Source organism: Poritiphilus flavus, assembly GCF_009901585.1.
GTDB classification, from domain to species: Bacteria; Bacteroidota; Bacteroidia; order Flavobacteriales; family Flavobacteriaceae; genus Poritiphilus; species Poritiphilus flavus.
Genome location: NZ_WXYO01000005.1, coordinates 145,396 through 163,912 on the forward strand (window position 1 = coordinate 145,396; position 18,517 = coordinate 163,912).

An 18,517-nucleotide genomic window follows, 5' to 3' on the forward strand; every position below is an offset into this window, starting at 1 on the left:
GTTTTCTTTAAAACTAGATTGACTACTTTTAGGTTGAAGGGGATTTATGCCATCATCGCGGATTTTTATACCAAGAGGGCCTGCCCCATGACTTAAGTTTTAGCAGTGGCCGTTTCGACTAATTTTTACATTCTCAATTCCCGCATACTTACCCATGTGATCTTTTGGGTGGGGTACTATATTCTATTTGGATTGATCTGGGCCAGGGAGGGGGAATACATGGCTTCCTTCTATTTGGAATTCGTATTACTGCCGATCCGGATCCTGGCCGTTTATCTGACCATTTACTTTTTACTACCGCGCTACCTGCTTAGAAAGAAATATGTAGGTTTTCTGGTGGGGTATGGCCTCGTGTTATTGATCGGCGGATTGCTGCAGCGGATCTTTATTCATTTGTTTTATGAGAATCTGCTACTCAATGAAAGTGAAGCGCTGTTTAGCCCTAGAATGATCCTAAGGGCCATAATTCTGATCAATACCACGGTGCTCTTTGTACTGGGGATAAAACTCTTTCAGCTATGGTCAATAGAACGTGAAAAGAATGTCCGGCGCGAAAATGAGGTGGTTGAGATCAAATCCAATAGGAGAATTCACCGGGTACCCTTAAGCGAGATCCTGTACATTGAAGGCCTTGGGAATTACGTCAAATACTTCCTCGCGGATGATTCCAGGATCACCGCTTACGGCACCATCAAACAAACCCTGGAATCCCTCCCGGAGAATTTCGTGCGTGTTCATAAATCGTACATCATAAATAAAGAGCACATCAAGTCTTACGATGCCAATTCCATAGATATTTCTAACCGTATGATCCCACGCGGAAAAAGTGTTTCAGACGATCTTCTGCTAAGTTGAGAGTTCCCTTCTTAACTTTCCAGTACCTGGGTTACCCCGGGAACCGGGATGCGGTAGTTACCCTCCGCGTCCGGCAATACTTTAGGTTGGGTATCCCAGCTGAATTCTGACGGCATAAGGTTCCTGCCTTTATTTAAGGCGTCCTCGAAAGTGATCAGCTGACCGGAATAGGTAGCCATTCTACCCAGAATCGCGGTCATGGTAGTTTTGGCCGCGTGCTCCGCGTCGTTAATTACCCCTCCTGCCTTTATGGAAGCGAAGAGCTCATCGTGTTCCGTCTGGTAGGGATTGGGATCTTCTGCACCCTGATGTTCGTATATGGTACTACCATCGTATCCGCTAATGATCCCCTTATTTTGCGAATCCAGGTATATTTTGCCCTTGGTACCCATCAGACATTCAGAAACATTGGTAATGCATCCTTTCTGATGACGGCACTGACTGCTGATTACCGCCCCTGACGGATAGGTGAATTCCACGAAGTGATGATCAAAGATCTCTCCGTACTTTTTGTCCGTCCTTACTTCTCGTCCTCCCATACCCTGGGCATGGATCGGGAATTCCCCGATGAACCAGTTAGCTACATCAATATTGTGAATGTGCTGTTCTACAATATGATCACCGCACAGCCAATTAAAATAATACCAATTGCGCATCTGATATTCCATTTCAGTTTGGGCTGCCTGCCTTTCTTTTACCCAGACTCCTCCGCTGTTCCAATAAACCTGTCCGGAAACGATCTGCCCCATTTTTCCTTCGCGAACTTTCTCCAGGCAGGCCAGGTAGTTTTTCTGGTAATGCCTTTGCAAGCCCACTACCACATTGAGTTTCTTTTGTTTGGCGATCTCCGCGGCGGCCAATACCTTTCGGATCCCGGGGGCATCCGTAGCCAGGGGTTTCTCCATAAAAATATGCTTGTCCTTATTAACGGCATACTCAAAATGGATGGGCCTGAATCCGGGAGTTGTTGTCAACAGAACGACATCCGCTTTGTCTATGGCTGCCTTATAAGCTTCAAAGCCCACATGTTTATCTTCTTCCTTTAAGGCGATCTTTTCAGTTCCTCCGAATTTCTTCGAAAGTATGTCGTAACAGGAGTCCAGACGGTCCCTGAAAGCATCCGCCATGGCAACCAATTGAACATTTTCTTTGGTACTCAATGCCTGTAGTGCAGCACCGGTTCCACGGCCTCCGCATCCAACCAGGGCGATCTTTATAGTATCACTTCCCAGTACATTGGCAGAAGCGGTCACATCCAGTGGTAAGGCCAGCATCCCTCCTGCCGCCAGGGCGGTATTTTTACAGAAATCTCTACGGCTTTGTGTTTGTTTGTTTTTGTCTTGTTCCATCGTGTCATTTTTTAGTAGTCGTCTATTGCTTCTAACCAGTATTTCTCAATTTCTTCCTTTGGTGGTGTTATTTTGGGCCTAACGATTCGAAAACCCACATGTGGAGCATTGGTAAACCACCAACGGCTTTTTGGGATCTGCGGATCTATGCGCTTCCAGGCCGCCTTGGAACCCGATCTCGCAGAGGAGCGCAACGCCCGGGCATCGTCCATCCAGGAACCTCCGCGAACGGATCTCGGATAAAGCTCCGTCGGGACAGCCCACGGATCTTTTGTCATATTACCATCTCGGGAAGTATAGGTGTCTTCCGCATAGGCGTCCATGGTCCATTCAGCAACATTACCATGCATATCATACAGTCCGAAGGCGTTTGGTTTTTTCTGCCCGATCTTTTGATATTTTTCTCCGCTGTTTTCCTTATACCAGGCGTAGTCACCGAGTTTTCCCTGGCTGTCGCCAAAGAAATAATCTGAATTACTACCCGCCCTACAGGCGTATTCCCATTCTGCTTCGGTAGGTAAACGATAGAATTTCCCGGTTTTGGCACTTAGCCACTTACAAAAGGTGAGTGCAGCGTGTTGGGTGACATTCACCACCGGATAGCCCTTGCGGCCCATCCCGTGACTCATATCTACATAGGGTGTTGTGGCAGCGGCCACCGCATCTATTTCGATCGTTATTTCAGATCCGTCTGGCGTACTTCCCAGATGATCTATACGCCGTTCCGAAAAGAGTTCGTATTGCTCCCAGCTTACCTCATAAGTGGCCATCCAAAAGTCACTCAATGCAACCTCATGAACCGGAGATTCTGCTTTTTCCCCATTCTCGCTTCCCATGAGGAAGGTTCCACCTGTAACAGGGACCATAGCAATGCGTTCTTCGCTTCCTGGGATATCCTGGAAGTAGGGTTCAAAATTAGTTTCTCCTTTGAAGGCTGCTTCTGGGGATGGCCCGGGATTTTCGGTTTGAAAAACGGGTACGCCAATCCATATGAGCAAAGGAAGGAGGAATAGGTTGTTCTTAATGCGCATGCTTATGGGTGATGGTCTCCTTTGTACTATCACCTAAAGTATTCATTTCAAATCAGATAAAAAAATCTTTAACTAAGGCAGAAGCCTTAAGTGCACCAGGCTCACTGCCAGTTGATCTTAAAGGGCTCTGAGGCGCAAGCTGCAGCCGGTTTATCGGCTGGTTGGTCCAGAAAATCACGGCAGATCTGAAAAAAACAGGAGTTGAATAGACTGTGACCTTCGTTCTCAAATTCAAAGAAGTAACTGTTCTTCAAATGTTTTGCGGCACCTTTGGCGTTTGCAGTAGGTGTTATAGGATCGAGGGAACCATTGAATAGTAAGGTTGGGATATCCGAGCTAACCGGTTCGTTCTCTTCGGCAGTGGCCCTTGAACGGTGCCATTGCGTCATGATCTTTGTATCCGAATTAAAGAATGCGGGTCCGGTGGGGAATTCGGGATTCTTATCCAGGTCCTCCACAAAGTCCGAGGCTCCGTTAAACGGAAGTTCTTCAAAGGCCATAACCGAAAGATACATTGGTACGTTTATAGCAGAACTTGTAATTACCGTAGGGGTCAATGCCTGCCCGAGAATCTCATCGTCCCCGGTTTCCAGTGCCAATACAAAAGCGGGGATCTGACCGATCCTCGTCCTTTGATACAGGATCTGATGGGTCATTAACAAAACATCCTGAACATTCAGTACAAAGGCGGAACCCTGATAATCAAAAGTAATCGGCTGCTTGTTCAAGCGTTCCAGACTCTTTAAGTAACGGTTCTTGAGATCCGGGTATCGGCCGTTGCAGCTGGGATCCTTTTTGCACTGGTTGAACACCTTAAACAGTGATCTTTTGAAGTTGGAGGTGAAGCTTGCATATAGGTCGGTTTCCGGTGCAAAAACGGAAAACAGTATGGCAGAACGCACGCTTTCGGGAAAATCACGTAGCATGGTGAGCCCCAGGCGAGAGCCGTAGGACCCTCCGAACAAATTCCATTTCCCATATCCTAGTTTTTTTCTAAGGCTCTCAAAATCCGCAGCATTCTCCCGACTGTTGAAAGCTTCAAAGCTTACTCCCGAAGCCTTAGCCTGGGCTCTGCATTTTTCCAGCCTTTTCAGGGTTTCTTCATATTCAGCTTCCGGGCTGAGGTCCTGGGCCAGAATTTGGATGAGTTCGCTTCCAAAATTGGAACAGACGGCATCAGAAGCTCCGGTACCTCTCTGATCCATCAGCACTATGTCCCTGTCTTCGCGTAGCGGATGGTTCTGCCAGAAATTAGCCATAAAAAGTGTGCTTCCGCCAGGGCCGCCCTGCAGATAAACCAGGGGATCCTTTTTGGAGTTCCCGTTGCTGGCCTTAAGAACCATATAGGCGAGCTTAATTGTTTTGGTACTTTGAGTACGTCTATCCGCGGGCACTTCCAGGTACCCATACTCCAGGTTCTTAATGCTTGCATACGGCAGGAAGACAGGATCTTCATTTAATTTCTTGTCTGTCTGGGAACAGCAAAACGAGGCGATCAGTACGGGGAATAACAAAAGTTTTTTCATATCGCTGTATAGGGCAACAACTCCAGAAAGGTACAATAAAAACTTTTGAAGGCTTCGAACCGGAAAAGAGGAGGGGTTAATCCAGCTTATCAGTAAGTTTCCTGAAAGCTTTTTTCACATTCTTGTTTTCGTATAAAACTTCGTAAACAGTGTCTATAATAGGAGTTCTGACCTTTTTCTTAAAAGAAGCCTTAAGCTTGTGAACACTTTTAGCCGCGTAATATCCTTCGGCCACCATATTCATTTCCATCATAGCACTCTTTACGGTATATCCCTTGCCGATCATATTTCCGAACATACGGTTTCTGCTAAAGGTGGAGTAGCCCGTTACCAGAAGATCTCCAAGGTAAGCGGAATTGTTGATGTTGCGTTTCATTTTATGGACCCGCCCGATATAGCGTTTCATTTCCCGTATGGCATTGCTCATCAATACACTCTGAAAATTGTCCCCATAACCCAATCCATGGGCCATACCTGCAGCAACCGCATAGATGTTCTTAAGCATTGCTGCATATTCCGTGCCTATGATATCGTCAGAGATCTTGGTTTTGATATAAGCGCTTTGGAGCGCATTGGCTACAAGCTCCGCCTTGTCCTCATCCGCACAGGCGATGGTGAGATAGGATAGTCTTTCCAGAGCTACCTCCTCGGCATGGCAAGGACCTGTGATCACCCCTATATTTTTGAATGGGATACTGTAGTGATCGTGAAAATGCTCTCCTACGATAAGTCCCGTTGAGGGTACTATTCCTTTGATAGCGGAAAATATGATCTTGTCTTTAAGCGTTGTCGTGGAACTCAGTTTGGCTAATTCGTCCTCGAGAAAAGCGGAAGGAATGGCGAAGATGAGAATATCCGCAACCGCGATCGCTTTATTAATATCGTCCGTCAGTTGCAATTGCTCCATATGGAATTCAACCGATCGCAGGTACTTCGGGTTATGGCGGTGTTCCTGAAGATAGGTAACGGCCTCTGTACTTCGCATGTACCAAACTACAGAATCCAGGTTTTCTGTTAACATTTTCACCAGTGCAGTGGCCCAGCTACCTCCGCCGAGTACAGCGAATCTCAATGGTTCCTTCATGAAGTTTCTTTATGGCGGCTCAAATGTAACCAAAAAAAGAAGCACCATATAGAAGGCTGATATTAAGAAACTTAGGAATATTGGCACGATGCTTGTTTTATATGGATAAACCGTAAAACGATATGTTATGAGGGCAAAAAAACTACTTTTCGGATTGGCGATGATAGGGCTTTTGGCAAGTTCTTGTTATACAGAGGTGATAGTAGATGATGATTTTATTGAAGCCTCTCCGATCAATACAGACCAGGTGTTAATGTCTTTTGACCTTTGGTATGTCGATATCCACGCCACCCAGGGAAATGGTGAGGTACCCTTTCTGCAGCGTGCTTTTACGGTTTCTTTTGATCGGGGAACCCTTCTGGCTAACAACAATATAGTTGGTATAGGAAAGACCGGGGGTGGCCTTGGGATAGATGTCGGCTTTTACGAGCCCCTAAGGGCTGCTGTGGAAATAGATCATGATATAGATGGCCGTTGGATACTGGAGGTATTTGCCGTGAACGGAAATACCATTGAACTTTATCACGCCCCGACAGATACTTCATATTTCCTGAGAGGTTATCAACGTGGTAACTTTGATTATGACAGTGTTTTTTATGACAATATCTATTACTTCCTCCAGGAATATACTGCCTGGGAAAAAGTATTTACCAGTGAAGAGGGTGCGATCAACGAATTTGATGATGAGAATTATTTACAATTCCTATCCGGGAATTCCGGGGATTTCTTTAGATCTTCCGTAGATGCGCCGGGAACCCCGATCGTGAACCTCAGATGGGATTTTGAAGGAGATTATCAGGTTTTTGACGTACAAAACGACGAAACGCTCAAAACTTTAACATTAGACTATGACTTTATGAGCAATGATTACTTTGAGTTGTACGTTATAAATGACAGTACCATTGAGTTATTTCACCCGGATAGCGGGACGGTTTACGAGTTTAAAGGAAGAGGGTATATTGAATACCTAAAAACCGGAGATACAAAGGCCGGTAAGAAAAGGACCAAACGCAAACTTCCGGTCATGGACGTGGTACGCAAGCGAAAGTAATTGAATTGCTTTGCGACTAAAGCAATGTCTATAAAATTTTTTGGTTGGTTATTTAGTTAGAAACCGCCCTGATACACTTCGTCAGGGCGGTTTTTTTATGCGCTGTGTCTTCTTTTGAAAAAGCCATTCCTAAATTCTGAGGGATTTTCGCCACTGATCTTCTTGAATGTACGGTTAAAGTAAGATAAGCTTTCAAAGCCAGAAGAATAACAGGCTTCACTCACATTTTTCCCTGACATCAACAGTCTTTTGGCCTGGCTGATACGATATTGATTCAATACCTGTACAAAGGTGTTCCCGGTTGTGCGCTTGAAGTAGCGGCAAAAAGCCTCCTTTCCCAGGTTACAACTCGCAGCTACTGCCTCGAGACTGATCTTTCGCTGATAGTTCTCGTCAATATAGGCGTAGATACTTCTCAGACGGGCCTGTTCCTTTTTGCGGTAGGTGTTGACATACGGCCTCTCATGAAGAAGTTCATAAGACTCGCTGGCCGCCAGTATTTTCAGAATGGCCAGGGTTTCCAGGTAGAGGTCAAAGGGGGAAAGGGTGTGAAGCTTTTGCATGCGCATTCCTACTTCCCTTTTGGTTTCACCACTAAAAGCTACTCCATGGGCGGAACGCTCAAAAAGTTCCTCTATGTTCTGTAGTTCCGCCACACCCCGGACAGTATTTTCCCGAAACTGTGGTTTGATGTGAAGAACATCTTTCTTGTAGTCCGTCTTGACTCCATGATCAAAGTTGAGGTGTGGTATATTGGAACCAATCAGCACCAGATCACTGTCTTTATAAGAAGAAATGTGGTTCCCTACATGTCTGGTAGCACTGGCCCCTTCAATAAATACAATTTCGTATTCCGGGTGAAAATGCCAGTAAAAGAGATCGTTCAGCCTGGGATTGTGCAACAGGCGTAGCAGGCTGTTTGAAGCAGGGTGAATGGTTTCTAACTGTATCTTCATCACAAAATTTACCTTAAATTACTTCAAAATAGCTTAAAAATCATATAAAAAGTCAATATAATTCAAATTATTGTCAATATCAAGGTGGATATCAGGCTGTGCTATGAGTAGTTTTGGAGTGAAATAAAATCAAACAAAATGGAAAAGACAGCGAAAAAGGTGGCCATGGCGAACACAGCGCATGAAGAGATTCCCGGGAATCCGTCTACCGCAACCAGCAGCAAACAAAAATTGAATGATAGATCTACGGTTAAAGACCTGAGAGTATTAAGTGAGGAGGATTGGGATTTTTGGATCCACAATGGTTATATAGTGATCAAGAATGCCATCTCCAGGGAACAGGCAAAAGCGACAGCCGATTTTATCTGGGAGTTCGATGAAAAAGACCCCAATGATCCGGAGACCTGGTATGCACCACCACGGGCAGAAATGAAGATGAAGGAACTTACAGGAACCGGTATGGTGGAAGTATACAACAACCAACACCTTTGGAACAACCGCCAGGCACAGCGGGTTTATGACGCTTTTGTTGATGTCTGGGGAACTGAAAAACTATGGGTAACCATAGACCGGGCGAATCTGAATTTTCCGTTGCGTCCCGGGCAGGTTAAAAAGGGCTTTATTCACTGGGATTACGATCCTGAAACCCGGCCTCAGAACGTACAAGGAGTTCTTGCTCTGGCAGACCAGACAGATGAAGAAATGGGAGGTTTTCAATGCATACCATGGTTGTACCGCAATTACCATAGCTGGAAACTAACCCAGCCCGAAGATCGCGACCATTTCCAACCTGATATCAGCGGCTTGGAAGACAAAATTGTAAAGGTAAAGATGGAAGCCGGTGACCTGCTGATCTTTAACAGTACTCAGCCACATGGTATCCGCCCTAACAATTCAGGAGACAAAGTGAGGATCGCCCAGTATATCTCTATGATGCCGGCAGAAGAGGACAATGTGCCAATGAGGGAATGGAGAGTGAATTCCTGGAAAAACCGGGTAGCACCAGAAGGTTATGCCTTTCCCGGGGACCCCAGAAATTGGGAGCAAACCAAATACGATACTGCTAAACTATCTGAGTTAGGAGAGAAGTTATTAGGCCTTAAAAACTGGTAATACGTTTTCAATAAAAATCAACCCGCCTGTCCTTATGGACCTAACCCTAAAGGAACGGGCGGACGTTATTGGTATAGGCCCTTTGCATCAAAATTTTGCTAGGGCTGTTCCTCCTCTAAAATGGCGACCACCCTGGCCGGGGCCGCTGAAGCACCGACAATTTTCAGTGGGAAAACCGCAACTTTAAAACCCTCCAGCGGCAGTGCATCCAGGTTTACGAGTTGCTCCATATGGCAATACTCCTTGTTTCGGCCTACAAGGTGGGCTTCCCAGAAATATTCTGAATTACCTGTCTCTTTGGCTTTCGCGATCATATAGGGCAATGGCAGATCCCAGCCCCAGGAATCAATTCCCATGACTTTAATACCCTGATCTATTAACCATTCCGTGGCTTCGGCGCTCATCCCGGTGCCTACTTTGTGAAAGTCTTTGGTACCATTAAAGCGGTCCCTGCCTGTCCTGATCAGTACGATCATGCCCTTTTTAAGCTCAAGCCCGTGCTTTTGCAAAAAATCCTCCAGGTCTTCCTGAGTGATAGGGTCAAAATCTTCTTTGTGCTTCATATCTATGACCATTCCATCCGCATAGCACCATTCCAAAGGAATTTCGTCAATGGTTTTGGCTCTTTCCCCATTCACCTCCGGAGCATAATGCCAGGGAGCATCGATATGGGTGGTAGCGTGTACGCCCATTTTTTGAATGCTGTCATCTGCCCAACCAACAAATCCTTTAGGAAACAATCTAAAGGGTAAACCCAAAATACGGAGAAGCCATTTGGCCTTGTGATGAGGTTTGTGTTTGATCTTTACCTTCATGAACCAGGGATCTTCCCGATTGTATTGAATGGGTTTGGAAAGGTCTACGATCTTCATGATAATTCAGTTTTGAGGTTAGGATCTAAAGTTAAAGAAAGTTTGAGCAATCCTTAAGAAACCACTTAGTGTTCCGGAAATTGTATAGGAATTGCGAAATCGCATACAGACAATTCTATAGCTCGATGACCTAAAAAGCTAACAAATTCCTTAAAGGCTTTTGATACATTGTCAAACCTAAGTCAATAAAAACTGATATGAATAAACGGAACTATTTGAAATTCATAATACTCACAGTTTTATTTTCTGCTTGCTCTTCTGCCAGGCTGGCGAATTCCTATAAGTCAAAAGACTTCAGCTCTATTGAAGACCAGAACATATTGGTGGTATCGAGAACACCGCAGGTAGCTGTTAGAAAAGCTTATGAGAAGGAAATTTCAAAACGACTAAAGATGCAAGGACTAAATGCTAGTCCGAGTTATTTGATGTTTCCAGACCTAAAGCCCCTGACCAACAAGACGGTTGAACGAATAGCGAATACCATTTCGATGTTCAGAGATGAGGGTTTTGATATTTTAATGGTAACATCCCTAAAGGATGTCGAAGAACAGGAAGTGCTGAGAAGACAGGAAGGTTATGGTTCCTTGTTAGATTATTACGGAAATAAATACATCACTCTAAAGGGATATTATGACGATGTGCATGCCCCGCCAAAATTGACACCCCTTGAGACGGAATTAGAACCCATAACCCGAAAGGAGGTGACCTTTATTTTGGAAGCCGTCACCTATAATCTTTCCTTGCCCGAAGCAAAAAGGTTGCTCTCTGTGGTCACCATGGAAATAACCAATCCAAATTCCGCTTCCTCGGTACGACAAGGGTTCGCAAAGACAGTTGCCAATGAGCTCAAATAATGCCGTAGAAGTTAAATCAGTATCACTCCAGAACAGCTCCTATTTCAGATTCAAATCTGTCAAAATCAATTTTATTCTTAGTTAGCAACAGCGCCTTAGCCGAAACTTCATGAACGTAGTTTGGCTCAAATCCTATGGCTTTTCCCACTCGCTCCAACCATCTAATCTGATCTTCCCCCTCAATCGTTCTATCAGAGTTTAAGATCTTTCCCAACTCATACAATGCCTTAATTCTTTCATCTTTGGCATATGGAGCGGTTATTGGGTAGTTCATGTAGTTCTGCATGATAAACTCGTATTCCTCTTCAGTCAGGCTCAATTTATACATCAGGTGCTCCAGGAATATTATCTCTCTCTTTGAGGCGTCGCCGTCGCGCATAGTGATTTTTACCATTGAGGCGTAGGCATCGTGATATTGACTTTTTGAATGATAGTTCATGAATGTAATTAATATTTCTTCATAATTTAAAAGTAGCATCTACTTTGAAAGATATTACTATCATTTCAGGTCATCAAATTGTCAAGAAAGTCTAAAATCGTTTGTTCAATTGATAAATTTGTTGGCAAATCAGTAAATTTATTTTCAAAGTCAGGTATACGGAACAGGAATGGTTAATGATATCAAAATCAAGAAACTGGTTTTTGTGGCATTTGTGCTTAGTTTCGCGGTAAGTCTTAGTGAGATACTGCATTACCTGGATTCTTCTTTAAAGTATTTTGATTCTCCGAGATCGACTTCCCTTGGACTTGTCATTTATCGACTGATGACTTTTTTCTTGTATTGTTTTCTGGTGCTATATATAAACATCTTTAAGAAAGATATATGGCTGAAAAAGATTAATGTCAAATATCTATTCTTGGGCTCCGTGGCCATTAATGCGATAATTTATGTAGTCACTTTTTTCCCCTGTTTGTACATTAATGACAAGTTCATTCACAAGTTGCATGAAACAGAAGCAAAGGGGCTGGCATTTATATGGCTGGTTTATATGGTCATTTGTTTATTGATCTCCTCTGTATGGAAGTTAGGGGCCAGATTAAAGGAAAAATTGGGTCGGCAACAATTTGTACGTTACAGCAAAGAAAGCCAAAACTTCGAAAACGATCTTGCCGTTTTGGAACGGAGCTATTTGACCAGTTTTTTGCTTCCAAGAAAGAAATTTCTGGAACCGGTCAAGGCAAAGGATTTTGCCATTTTTTTTATTGATGAAGGTCTTGTAAAAGGAAAAACCTTTGATTCGAAAACCTACTTCATTGATAAAAATATTCAAGAGCTTGAAAATAAATTGGATCCAAATACTTTTTTTAGGACCAACCGGCAGCATCTTATCAACCGAAATGCCGTCAAGCATTTGGAACCCGATTCATTTGGTAAAACAGGTCTAGCGTTGAACGTAGATCATGAAGATGTGGTCATCAGCAAGCTGAAATCAAAGCAGTTCAAAGAGTGGTTGGTCGAATTTTCGGGTTAGGATTTCACCATTTCGTTACCAAATTACTCCACTTCACATAATTACTTTTTTTAATCCCTTTTATCAGTCATAAATTCTCTTTTGAACATCAAAACATATTGAATTTGAGACACTTATAAAGGCTATTTAAATCAGTTGATCTAAACTGATAATTCAATTTTAGCCAAAGTCCAAAGCAGTGTTTCTAGTGTATTTTCTAAAGAGTCTGGTTATGAGTCACCATTACAATGTTTGTCAAGTCGCATTCTTAAATCCACTATTCAGAATCTTGAAGGATTCTAATCTAAACAGCGAAAGTCTTATCAAAAAAAGCAAGTTAAAATACTTTGATCTGAAAGTAGACGATAATTATGTTCCCCTGGAAAGTGTATATGACTTCTACATAAGGTCGAAACAACTTGCAAAAGGTGCTTTTTTTAAAGGTTCAAATTTGAAACACTATGATTTAGTTCATCTAGGCGCGTTTGGAGATTACTTAAGCAGGCTCCCAACCTTGTATAGCATCCTTTATCAGTTTGTCTTATACAAATCTATTTACCAAACGAATCTGAACTGTAATCTTGATATTTATGGTGATACGGCTAAGTTTTCCTTTTCCTGTTCGGACAAGTTTTCGGCAGGTCGAAAAATAGGGGAAAGTATTTTTATGGCGGTACTTCTACAATTATTCCGTAGGTACACTTGTGAAAATTGGGAACCAGATGAAATCCATTTACCGTATTCAGCCCTAGGGGATATTATGGATTTGTTTCCAAACAAAGAGTGTACGGTTATTTCAAATCAAACTTCTTTTGCTATTATTTTTCCCAGGGATATACTCTATAGGGCTTCTCACGTTTTCATCCGCTTTTCTAATCAAACTTTTCCCAGTTTTCCTGACAGAAGTGTTTCGTACACCATAGAACGGGTATTACGGAGCTATAAATCTGGCTACATTCCGTCATTGAGCGATTTGGCTTCACATTTTAGTACTTCCGAAAGCAGCATAAAAAGGAGTTTGCAATCAGAAGACACAAGTTTCTCTAAAATATTGGAAAAAAACCTTTTTGAAAAGTCTGTCAAGTTGTTGGCTGATACCAACTTAAGCATCATGCTCATCAGTGAATCCCTGGGTTATTCAGACAGTCCGAATTTTATACGTTCTTTTAAAAAGTGGTCAGGAGTAACTCCTGGAATCTTTAGGGATTCCTGCGAAATGACCTATGATGATAATGCTCAAATTGCGAAAATAGCCTAATCTTGGGGCACGCTCTAGGGTATACCCGGAGCACGGACTGAATTGAAGCATAACAAATGAAAATTAAGTTTTTTGGAACCCGTGGTTCCATTCCTGTTTGTGAACAGGGATATCAAGAATTTGGGGGCAATACCTCCTGTGTTGCAGTTTTTGGAGAATCAGATAGTGACGTATTGGTTTTCGATGCCGGAACAGGCATCCGCAATTTGGGGAAAGAATTGATGCAACAGGAATTCCTACCTGGCAGGAAAATTGTGATTGCTTTTTCTCATTTTCATTGGGACCACATCCAAGGATTACCCTTTTTCGCCCCAGCTTATGATCCATCAAAAGAAATCCATGTTATAGCCCTTGGAAACGATTTGAACATACAGGATTTTAAAGCAATTTTCGCCAAACAAATGGAGAGCACTTATTTTCCGGTTGCACTCGATAATATGGGTGCCAACTTTTCATTTATCCCAAAAAAATCCAACGAACAGATCTTTCCTGACGGCATCATTAAGACGCATCGGCACAGACATCCTGGAGGAGCACACAGCTACCGACTAGAGGCCCGTGGCAAGGTGATGGTGTACTGTACTGACATTGAACACGGTAGTAATATCGAACCAAGCATAGTGGACTTTACTAAGGGAGCCGATGTGCTCATTCATGATGCGCAGTATACCCCGGAAGAATTACCTAATTTCAGAGGTTGGGGCCATAGCAGTTGGGAACAGGCCATTGAAGTTGCTGAAAGAGCCCATGTGAAAACACTATTTCTTACCCATCATGATCCTGAGCATGATGATACTTTTTTGCACAAAGTTGAAAATGAATGCCAAAAAAGATTTCCCAACTGTTATTTGGCAAGAGAGGGCATGGAATTTAGCCTGTGAAGCTTCCCGGCGTAATACTACAATAATAACTATTGATTGCCACTTACATGACCTGATATGATAATTACAAATACCCTTGGGAGACATACATTTAGTGGACAAAAAATCGTGTATGCAATACCAGGGAATATATCATGCTATCTACGAACCGGAACAGTTCAGGCGAGGCTTATTTAAGTGCATTCTCTTTTTTTTGTGCTCATTGTTTACGATTTCGGTAATCGCTCAAACGAGCAACCAAGACTCACTGAATACACCTTTTCGCAAAGGACGTTGGCTTACAGGTCTATCCGGGAGCATCGGGTCCAACACCAATAAAACAAATTCTTCCGAAGAAAAGACCACTACCAACGAATTCGGACTTAATCTATCCACCGGGATATTTATCAAAGATCGCTGGCTCTTAGGCGGTAGCCTCAGTGCTGATCGATCCGAAACCGCAGGAAGTATCGATGGAACTACCGAATCAATTTTTATAGCTCCCTTTCTTTCTTATTATCTGTCTCCCAATGACAGAGGTTCCCTATTCGTGTCAATTTCTCCGGGCTATGTGCTATACCGGGATGAGACCACCATTATTGACCCAGTGAATCCTGTGGAGCAACGATCAGAGGGTGGTGGGTTTGGTTCCCTATTAGGTCTGGGATATTCTTATGTGATCCATGATCGCATCGCGTTTGATATAGGTTTTGATGTGAATTTGTTTTGGATAAGGGTTGATGAACGTTTAGAACCACAAGGAACATTGGTTTCTGAGAACCTATCCATAAGTAACATCTCTTTCAATTTCGGGTTTAATGTACTGCTTGATGATTTCTTTTTCTGATGAACAAATACCTCCTAAATACACTCATAATTGCACTGCTCCCCCTCTGCATTCTTTGTCAGGGACGGGAGGAAGGTTTTGTCCGAACTGATACCTTGGGCAAAACCAAGAACATCAAATTTATAGGACTACCCATTGCCTTTTATACCCCCGAGACACAATTTGGTGTTGGTGGGGGCGGCCAAATGTTCCTTTTGAACAATACCAACAGATACAACCAACGCCTTTCAAATATTCTTTTTAGTGGTATTTATACAACGGCGGGTCAAATCATGTTCAATGTCACCCCACAGGTGTATTTGGGAAAGGGGGATTATTTTATCGATGCGGATTACCTCTTTGAAATTTATCCCAATTCCTTTTGGGGCATTGGTCCGGACACTCCTGAAGACAATGAGGAGCAATATGACCAAACCACGCACAAAGTTCAAATTAGCTTTCTAAAGCGATTGCCACCTCATTTAAACTTTGGACTCACTTTCAATTTTGCCAACCATCAGATCACTGAAGTCGAGGAGGGCGGTATTTTGGCTTCAGGGACCGTTTTAGGTTCGGACCGCACTGTAATCAGCGGACTGGGAGCCGTTTTCAACAAAGATTCCAGAAATGATGCTTCGGCCCCGACAGATGGGCAATATTTAAGACTCAGTGCCCAGTTTTCCAGTGAAATCTTTGGGGCAACCCATGGTTTCAATAAGTTTGTCCTGGACCTTAGGGAATACATTCCGCTTGGCGGTAAAAGCATCTTGGCCACCCAGATATTCCTTGAAAACAACTTTGGGGATGTACCCTTTCAAGGCATGGCTTTTTTTGGGGGAAGTAGTAGTGCCAGGGGATATTTCTATGGTCGCTTTTTGGATAAAAGCATGTATGTGCTCCAGACAGAGTATCGCCATCGCTTTAAGCCAAGATGGACATTTGCGGCTTTTGGCCTCATAGGCAGTGTGGCCGGCGATACCGAAGAGCTGTTAGAATTTCGGTCAATCAAACCAGCCTTTGGTGCTGGTGTCCGCTACAAATTGCTAAAGGATCAGGGTACCTGGTTACGGCTCGACTTTGGCAGTGGCAGGGATGGCCAAAGCGGTATCTATTTTGGGGTTAATGAGGCCTTCTAAAAAAACTATTCAACTACCATTAGAACCGATAGCCCAACTGTGCGGTTAATTGTTCGCGCCCACCAATTCCCAGTTGCACCATTAAATCCCAGTGTTTTCCAAAGCCTTTATTCACTCCCATAATGGCATTCCAGGTAGTGGGGGTGAAGTTTACGTCATACCTAAGAATATCACCGGATTCCAATTCAAAAAACCCGGCGACGTCAGAATCATAAAACTGACCCATACTTCCTGCAAAGACATTTAAGTTGTTGGGAAAGCGATAACCGGCCATCAGCACATAGGCATTGGCATTGGTTGTGGTGTTAGCCTCTTCCACGCTAGCTCTTATGTATTGATAGGTGCCACTAAAAAAAACGTCTCCAATGCCACCCCCTAAGGTCACGGAACCACCAATGATATTGGCCGATACATCAATATAAAGGGGAAGGGCCTGTGGAATATCACTGGGGTCTAGTCCCAGGAAAGGAGCTAGGTCCACAATTCCTTGTCTAAAATCTTCGTCCAAAATAAAATCGCCGGCAACGGTGTTATCTGCCCTTCCAAATATCCCTGCCACATTTAAAAACGGAAATATCCACACATCCGGTCTCACAAAATAAGTGGTGGTCGATTGAACAATATTGGAATTCTCCAGGTCGAATAGCGAGCTCAAATCCGCAAGTTCTCCATCACCAAATCCAACGCTAATCCCTTCAAAGTCCAGATCATCGTCCTGGGAGTGTAGTATAACGTTTATTCCAACGGGCCTGGGCAGACCAAAACCCAATTTGGTAGCGGGTTTGCCGAAAATGGGAAGCCCCCAACCCAAGGTAACATTGACCGTGTCAATTGCTGTAGCATTCTCGAAAAAAGGTTGTACCGTTTTGCCAGCCCAAACTATGGAGGTGCCATCAGCCGCCTTGTAATCGGCCGTGGTAAATGTAAGGGTGTGCGCCCCGTTATTGGCCCGGAAAGTTTCGGTAGTCCTTGACACAATATAGCCTTTTCGGTTTTCGGCTTTTTCGAAATAAACGATTCGTTCGAAATCTTCCTTTCCATCGGACAACTTTGATATGCTCTTAAGTTCGACCCTGTTGAGAATTCCTCCAACGACATATAATTTACCCTCGTACTTTTTGATATCCCTTAGCTCCGGCTCTATATCACTTTTGGAATATCGAAACCCAAACACAGTTTCGTTTCCACTGTCTTCTAGCAATTTTAAAGAGGACTCGTCATACAGATTACTTCTGGAAAGCCTGCTTAGTTTATGGCTCTGTTCAATCGCTCTTTTCAATGCCTTTATTTCCTTTTTGGAAAACTCCCCCTTTTGCACTGCAAACCGTATGTCTTTTCCATCTTTATAAGATGGATCATAGATGATTTGGGTCATAAAGGTTTCGGTACTTCCTGTAGGGGTAGAAATTTCTATTTCCAGATTTTGCACAAAACTGCCCTCTTGCAACAGCACGCTCGCGGCAGCATCCAATAATTTTGGGGAAATCCCATATTCTGCCAGGTACGAACTGTTCAATGGTGTTTCTTCTTGAGCCATAGAACTGAATACAATGAAAAATGTTACGATCGCATAAAAGAACGGTCTTCTCGTTATTAGGGTTTTCATGATCTATTTTTTTTGGAAAGATTATTTTGATTTATGAATTTTCCGACTACCACGGCGGTTACTAAGACCAGATAGAACTGTCCTGCAAGTCCCAATAGGATACTGGCTTTTTGTGACATTGGCGTAATAGGAGCTATATCTCCATAGCCAATGGTTAGTAGGGTTATAAAACTGAAGTACATCAGCTGTTCGGTCAGGGTATTGGGATGGGTTTCCTGCATATTCAAAAGCCCTCCTTCAAAAGAATTGGAATGTGCCAACTCTATCGACATATAGATGAAAAAGCCGATCAACCCCAAACTTATGAAACCACTTATCATGCCCAGCATTACTTTCTTATCAACCGAGTGGGAGTGCCAAACCTGTTTAATGATTTCGTAAGTGATGAAGAGATAAAACGCGAAATAAATCCCAAATTGGATATATCTTGTATCCAGGGTCATTTCCCCATGTGCCTGGGCCAGACCAAAAATGATGCTACTGGCACTAAGCAAAATCAAAAAGAACCAAAACAGCTCTTTCCTTTTGGAAATCAGCAAGATCCCGGCGATTAAGTTGAGTAAGAAAAGTATGGGTGCAACACTTTTATCAAAAATTTCCCCTGGTACCAACAATGATCCGAACAAAACCGCCAATTGGGTGATAAAGAAAAAATCGAATCGTATGTTATAAAGTCTTTCCTTCATTTC

At 43.3% G+C, this 18,517-nt stretch carries 18 protein-coding genes; 9 read left to right on the forward strand and 9 right to left on the reverse strand.

Annotated features, from left to right (window positions below; all coding sequences use genetic code 11):
* Positions 1-105 precede the first annotated feature (105 nt).
* Entirely contained in the window at positions 106-855 is a 750-nt protein-coding gene (locus GTQ38_RS21180; RefSeq protein WP_161435560.1) for a LytR/AlgR family response regulator transcription factor, read from the forward strand.
* Between the two features lie 11 nt (positions 856-866).
* Here the strand turns inward: GTQ38_RS21180 and GTQ38_RS10940 are convergent, their stop codons facing one another.
* The 4 genes from GTQ38_RS10940 to GTQ38_RS10955 form a co-directional block, all read right to left on the reverse strand.
* Positions 867-2,204, reverse strand: coding sequence for a Gfo/Idh/MocA family protein (locus GTQ38_RS10940; protein WP_161435561.1), 1,338 nt, complete (start codon positions 2,202-2,204; stop codon positions 867-869).
* 11 nt (positions 2,205-2,215) lie between these two features.
* The gene (locus GTQ38_RS10945; RefSeq protein ID WP_161435562.1) at positions 2,216-3,235 is read right to left on the reverse strand and encodes a formylglycine-generating enzyme family protein; all 1,020 of its coding nucleotides are present in this window, start codon (positions 3,233-3,235) and stop codon (positions 2,216-2,218) included.
* Positions 3,236-3,336: 101 nt separating this feature from the next.
* The gene (locus tag GTQ38_RS10950; RefSeq protein ID WP_161435563.1) at positions 3,337-4,761 is read right to left on the reverse strand and encodes an alpha/beta hydrolase; all 1,425 of its coding nucleotides are present in this window, start codon (positions 4,759-4,761) and stop codon (positions 3,337-3,339) included.
* A gap of 76 nt (positions 4,762-4,837) precedes the next feature.
* Positions 4,838-5,845 carry an NAD(P)H-dependent glycerol-3-phosphate dehydrogenase gene (locus GTQ38_RS10955; protein ID WP_161435564.1) on the reverse strand — a complete coding sequence of 336 codons (1,008 nt, stop codon included), beginning with the start codon at positions 5,843-5,845 and terminating at the stop codon, positions 4,838-4,840.
* A gap of 127 nt (positions 5,846-5,972) precedes the next feature.
* Here GTQ38_RS10955 and GTQ38_RS10960 point away from each other — a divergent pair, with 127 nt between their 5' ends.
* Positions 5,973-6,896 (forward strand): nicotinic acid mononucleotide adenyltransferase, encoded by a 924-nt coding sequence (locus GTQ38_RS10960; protein ID WP_161435565.1) that lies wholly within the window; start codon positions 5,973-5,975, stop codon positions 6,894-6,896.
* 95 nt (positions 6,897-6,991) lie between these two features.
* Here GTQ38_RS10960 and GTQ38_RS10965 read toward each other — a convergent pair whose 3' ends face one another.
* Positions 6,992-7,852, reverse strand: coding sequence for an AraC family transcriptional regulator (locus tag GTQ38_RS10965; protein ID WP_161435566.1), 861 nt, complete (start codon positions 7,850-7,852; stop codon positions 6,992-6,994).
* 138 nt (positions 7,853-7,990) lie between these two features.
* Between GTQ38_RS10965 and GTQ38_RS10970 the strand changes: the two genes are divergently transcribed.
* Entirely contained in the window at positions 7,991-8,965 is a 975-nt protein-coding gene (locus GTQ38_RS10970) for a phytanoyl-CoA dioxygenase family protein (protein ID WP_161435567.1), read from the forward strand.
* Between the two features lie 98 nt (positions 8,966-9,063).
* On the opposite strand, the gene GTQ38_RS10975 is transcribed toward GTQ38_RS10970, so the two are convergent.
* Positions 9,064-9,837, reverse strand: coding sequence for a cyclase family protein (locus tag GTQ38_RS10975; protein ID WP_161435568.1), 774 nt, complete (start codon positions 9,835-9,837; stop codon positions 9,064-9,066).
* A gap of 215 nt (positions 9,838-10,052) precedes the next feature.
* Here GTQ38_RS10975 and GTQ38_RS10980 point away from each other — a divergent pair, with 215 nt between their 5' ends.
* A complete protein-coding gene (locus GTQ38_RS10980; protein WP_161435569.1) occupies positions 10,053-10,691 on the forward strand; it encodes a hypothetical protein in 639 nt (212 codons plus the stop codon).
* 22 nt (positions 10,692-10,713) lie between these two features.
* On the opposite strand, the gene GTQ38_RS10985 is transcribed toward GTQ38_RS10980, so the two are convergent.
* On the reverse strand, positions 10,714-11,130 hold the full coding sequence (locus GTQ38_RS10985; protein WP_161435570.1) for a hypothetical protein: 417 nt from the start codon (positions 11,128-11,130) through the stop codon (positions 10,714-10,716).
* 502 nt (positions 11,131-11,632) lie between these two features.
* On the opposite strand from GTQ38_RS10985, the gene GTQ38_RS10990 reads away from it, so the two are divergent.
* From GTQ38_RS10990 to GTQ38_RS11010, 5 genes are all read left to right on the forward strand, one after another.
* The gene (locus GTQ38_RS10990) at positions 11,633-12,163 is read left to right on the forward strand and encodes a LytR/AlgR family response regulator transcription factor (protein WP_161435571.1); all 531 of its coding nucleotides are present in this window, start codon (positions 11,633-11,635) and stop codon (positions 12,161-12,163) included.
* A 211-nt stretch (positions 12,164-12,374) separates the two neighbouring features.
* Complete coding sequence (locus GTQ38_RS10995) at positions 12,375-13,400, forward strand: AraC family transcriptional regulator (protein ID WP_161435572.1); 1,026 nt, start codon at positions 12,375-12,377, stop codon at positions 13,398-13,400.
* A 56-nt stretch (positions 13,401-13,456) separates the two neighbouring features.
* On the forward strand, positions 13,457-14,281 hold the full coding sequence (locus GTQ38_RS11000; protein ID WP_161435573.1) for an MBL fold metallo-hydrolase: 825 nt from the start codon (positions 13,457-13,459) through the stop codon (positions 14,279-14,281).
* 112 nt (positions 14,282-14,393) lie between these two features.
* Positions 14,394-15,107, forward strand: a complete 714-nt coding sequence (locus GTQ38_RS11005) for an outer membrane beta-barrel protein (RefSeq protein WP_161435574.1) — start codon at positions 14,394-14,396, stop codon at positions 15,105-15,107.
* Positions 15,107-16,222 carry a BamA/TamA family outer membrane protein gene (locus tag GTQ38_RS11010; protein ID WP_161435575.1) on the forward strand — a complete coding sequence of 372 codons (1,116 nt, stop codon included), beginning with the start codon at positions 15,107-15,109 and terminating at the stop codon, positions 16,220-16,222. The genes GTQ38_RS11005 and GTQ38_RS11010 overlap by 1 nt, the downstream gene beginning before the upstream one ends.
* Positions 16,223-16,241: 19 nt before the next feature.
* Here the strand turns inward: GTQ38_RS11010 and GTQ38_RS11015 are convergent, their stop codons facing one another.
* Both GTQ38_RS11015 and GTQ38_RS11020 read right to left on the reverse strand, forming a co-directional pair.
* Positions 16,242-17,828: a hypothetical protein gene (locus GTQ38_RS11015; protein WP_161435576.1), complete on the reverse strand. Its 1,587-nt coding sequence runs from the start codon at positions 17,826-17,828 to the stop codon at positions 16,242-16,244.
* Positions 17,825-18,514 (reverse strand): potassium channel family protein, encoded by a 690-nt coding sequence (locus GTQ38_RS11020; protein ID WP_161435577.1) that lies wholly within the window; start codon positions 18,512-18,514, stop codon positions 17,825-17,827. The genes GTQ38_RS11015 and GTQ38_RS11020 overlap by 4 nt, the downstream gene beginning before the upstream one ends.
* Positions 18,515-18,517 lie beyond the last annotated feature (3 nt).

Bases quoted from the DNA above. Each gene is read 5' to 3' on its own strand.
- GTQ38_RS11005 (WP_161435574.1), top strand. From the start codon at position 14,394: ATGCAATACCAGGGAATATATCATGCTATCTACGAACCGGAACAGTTC.
- GTQ38_RS11020 (WP_161435577.1), bottom strand. From the start codon at position 18,514: ATGAAGGAAAGACTTTATAACATACGATTCGATTTTTTCTTTATCACC.
- GTQ38_RS10940 (WP_161435561.1), bottom strand. From the start codon at position 2,204: ATGGAACAAGACAAAAACAAACAAACACAAAGCCGTAGAGATTTCTGT.
- GTQ38_RS11015 (WP_161435576.1), bottom strand. From the start codon at position 17,828: ATGAAAACCCTAATAACGAGAAGACCGTTCTTTTATGCGATCGTAACA.
- GTQ38_RS11000 (WP_161435573.1), top strand. From the start codon at position 13,457: ATGAAAATTAAGTTTTTTGGAACCCGTGGTTCCATTCCTGTTTGTGAA.
- GTQ38_RS10955 (WP_161435564.1), bottom strand. From the start codon at position 5,845: ATGAAGGAACCATTGAGATTCGCTGTACTCGGCGGAGGTAGCTGGGCC.
- GTQ38_RS10965 (WP_161435566.1), bottom strand. From the start codon at position 7,852: ATGAAGATACAGTTAGAAACCATTCACCCTGCTTCAAACAGCCTGCTA.
- GTQ38_RS10995 (WP_161435572.1), top strand. From the start codon at position 12,375: ATGAGTCACCATTACAATGTTTGTCAAGTCGCATTCTTAAATCCACTA.
- GTQ38_RS11010 (WP_161435575.1), top strand. From the start codon at position 15,107: ATGAACAAATACCTCCTAAATACACTCATAATTGCACTGCTCCCCCTC.
- GTQ38_RS10950 (WP_161435563.1), bottom strand. From the start codon at position 4,761: ATGAAAAAACTTTTGTTATTCCCCGTACTGATCGCCTCGTTTTGCTGT.
- GTQ38_RS10960 (WP_161435565.1), top strand. From the start codon at position 5,973: ATGAGGGCAAAAAAACTACTTTTCGGATTGGCGATGATAGGGCTTTTG.
- GTQ38_RS10985 (WP_161435570.1), bottom strand. From the start codon at position 11,130: ATGAACTATCATTCAAAAAGTCAATATCACGATGCCTACGCCTCAATG.
- GTQ38_RS10975 (WP_161435568.1), bottom strand. From the start codon at position 9,837: ATGAAGATCGTAGACCTTTCCAAACCCATTCAATACAATCGGGAAGAT.
- GTQ38_RS10945 (WP_161435562.1), bottom strand. From the start codon at position 3,235: ATGCGCATTAAGAACAACCTATTCCTCCTTCCTTTGCTCATATGGATT.
- GTQ38_RS10970 (WP_161435567.1), top strand. From the start codon at position 7,991: ATGGAAAAGACAGCGAAAAAGGTGGCCATGGCGAACACAGCGCATGAA.